The following is a 1,164-nucleotide window of genomic DNA, read 5'->3' as shown; positions in this document are numbered from 1 at the left end:
GGAAGTCATGAGCGTCAAGTTGCAGAAGGTCAACGGCCTCGAGTTCGCCGTGAAGGACCTGGGTCTGGCCGAGGCCGGTCGGCACCAGATCCGTTTGGCCGAGCACGAGATGCCGGGTTTGATGGCCACGCGGAAGGAATACGCCGGCAGCCAGCCGCTCAAGGGCGCCCGCATCGCGGGCTCGCTGCACATGACGGTGCAGACCGCCGTGCTGATCGAGACCCTGGTCGCGCTGGGTGCTGAGGTGCGGTGGGTGTCGTGCAACATCTTCTCGACCCAGGACGAGGCCGCTGCGGCGGTTGTGGTGGGTAAGGGAACGCCGGAGGCTCCGGCGGGTGTTCCGGTGTTCGCTTGGAAGGGCGAGACGCTGGAGGACTACTGGTGGTGCACCGACCAGTTGTGGGACTTCGGTGATGGCAAGGTCGCCAACATGATCCTCGACGACGGTGGGGATGCGACGCTGCTGGTGCACAAGGGTGTGGAGTTCGAGGCGGCGGGTGCGGTGCCGCAGCCGAGTGCGGATGACCCGGAGGAGTTCAAGGTCGTTCTGGAGACCTTGCGCAAGTCCGTGGCGGCGGACAAGGGCCGGTTCACGAAGTTGGCGGCGGAGATCAAGGGTGTCACCGAGGAGACCACCACCGGTGTTCACAAGCTGTATGAGCTGGTGAAGGCCGATGGGTTGTTGTTCCCGGCGATCAACGTCAACGACTCGGTGACGAAGTCGAAGTTCGACAACAAGTACGGGTGCCGGCACTCGTTGGTCGATGGCATCAACCGTGCCACGGATGTGCTCATCGGTGGCAAGGTCGCGGTGATCTGTGGTTTCGGTGATGTGGGTAAGGGTTCGGCGGAGTCGCTGCGGGGTCAGGGTGCCCGGGTGATCGTGACCGAGATCGACCCGATCTGCGCGTTGCAGGCGGCGATGGAGGGTTACGAGGTCAAGACCCTTGAGGATGTCGTGGAGTATGCGGACATCTTCATCACCACGACGGGTAACTACGACATCATCAAGGCCGAGCACATGGCCAAGATGAAGCACCAGGCGATCGTGGGCAACATCGGTCATTTCGACAACGAGATCGACATGGCGGGGTTGGAGAAGACCCCGGGTGTGACCAAGCAGGAGATCAAGCCGCAGGTGCACGAGTACACCTTCGATGACGG

At 62.6% G+C, this 1,164-nt stretch carries 1 protein-coding gene; it reads left to right on the top strand.

From position 1 onward, the window contains the following. Positions 1-7: 7 nt before the first annotated feature. Positions 8-1,164 (top strand): adenosylhomocysteinase (locus AB0J91_RS13400; RefSeq protein ID WP_363867782.1); only part of this gene is annotated, 1,157 nt, incomplete at its 3' end.

The sequence above is a fragment of the Saccharopolyspora sp. NPDC049357 genome (assembly GCF_040677225.1).
Taxonomy (GTDB): domain Bacteria; phylum Actinomycetota; class Actinomycetes; order Mycobacteriales; family Pseudonocardiaceae; genus Saccharopolyspora.
This window is presented reverse-complemented; position numbering and strand designations above follow the sequence as displayed.